Genomic DNA, 1,773 nt, shown 5'->3' with positions numbered 1-1,773 from the left:
CGGTGTTTGTCAAGAAAGTTGTCGTATTATTACTGCTTCAAAAAACCCTACCGCGCTTCGCTTGCTGGCATCATCATAAAACATTCATTCTAACGAACAAATATTTTATGATGATGGTAAGATTTCCTCCGCCATTTTCAAGGGTTTACTCGATTTCTTGTTGATCTTTCATAGGGTTTAAGGCAACCGATTGATGGGCTGACCAATCCCTTGTTGAACGCGACCAACGTTCAGGATGCTTGGATTTTGCTTCTTCATAAACTTCCTTTCGCTTCTCCAAAATTTTAATATGTTCCCCTGTATGGACTTGGTGGGGTGTCACAAAATTCAATCCGCTATGCTGATGTTCATGCGCATACCATTTCACAAATTTCGAGGCCCATGCCCGTGCTGCTTCTAGCGACTCAAACCCTTGATGCGGGTACTCTGGTCTGTACTTCATCGTTCGAAATAGAGCCTCAGAATAGGGATTATCATTACTTACACGCGGTCTTGAATAGGACTTTGTGATACCCAATTTCTCCAATAAGGCCTGAAAGGTCGCAGCTTTCATTGGGCTTCCGTTATCGGAATGAAGCACCAGTGGTTTCCCCGTTATTTTTTCGCTGATGACCGCTTTTTTGATTAACTCTTCCGCATATACGGCATCCTCGTTTTCCCATACTTCCGACCCTACTGGGAATCTACTAAATATATCAACTACCATATAGAACTTAAAATAGGCACCCTTAATAGGACCTGGGAGCCATGTAATATCCCATGTCCAGACCTGATTGGGTTTTGTGGCTAAGTAGCTCTCTGGTAATTTTTGCACTGGTCTTTTGCTTCTGCCCCTATGGTTTTGCATCGACTCCATTCGCAACACGCGATAAAAGGTAGATTCCGAGGCAATATAGATAGATTGATCGGCCAACTTTGGCACAATTTGTGAAGGTGGTAAGTTCTCATACTCTTCCTTTTTAGCCACTTCAATAATCTTCTGTCTTTCTTCAGGTGTAAGCTTATTTTTAGGCTCCGCCCGTTTGACAAGGGGACGTTGGTCTTTCTTGACTCCGCCCTCAGCTACCCAGCGTTCATAGGTTCTTACGCTGATATTTAGCTCTTTACAGGCTTCAGTTAACCGCGCACCATTCTGATTGGCATCTTGGATGAGTTCGACTGCTAGCGCGCGATCTGATGGGATAATCATTCTTCCTCTGGGTCCCCCCAGATCGCTTGGGCCTTTTTTCTAAGTAGTAATAAAGCGGCAGCTTCGGCCAGCGCTTTCTCCTTTTTTCTTAGGTCCTGTTCAAGTGTTTTAGCTCGTTTCTTTTCGCCTTTTAACTCTTGGTTCAACTGCTTGCTTTTATCAGATTCACGGCCATTTGCGCTCAAACAGGCAGAGCGCCAAGCCTCAATCTGTTCTTTATATAGTCCTTTTTTACGGCAATATTCAGCTAAATCTGCTTGATTCATAGAGTAGGTTTCCATAACGATTAGAAATTTATCTTCACTATTCCACTTATCAGAACCTTGGCCGTCTCCGGGGGTGGCGTTTCCGTTATTCCGGGATTCCCTCCGCCATTTGTATAAAGTAACTTCCGTTACACCGGTTTCCTCACTTAACGCTTTAACCGGTTCGTTGTTTGGTGGCATCATCCGTTTGACGATGGACTCTTTAAATTCTTTTGTGTAAGGTTTACCAGGCTGTGCTCTCATGTCGTATAGCCTCCGTGTTTTTTTATAATTATATCACAATAACTTCTATACGACATCTATCCTAACACAGGGGGA

The 1,773-nt window shown here is 43.5% G+C and carries 1 pseudogene; it reads right to left on the bottom strand.

Annotation, left to right across the window (positions count from 1 at the left end):
* Positions 1-145 precede the first annotated feature (145 nt).
* Positions 146-1,698 (bottom strand): annotated as a pseudogene (locus tag COJ96_RS25335) (IS3 family transposase).
* Between the last annotated feature and the right edge of the window lie 75 nt (positions 1,699-1,773).

It is taken from the genome of Bacillus sp. AFS073361, from assembly GCF_002567005.1.
Classification (GTDB): Bacteria; Bacillota; Bacilli; order Bacillales; family Cytobacillaceae; genus Neobacillus.
Note: the sequence above shows the minus strand (reverse complement) of the source record. Positions and strands in the feature narration are given on the sequence as shown.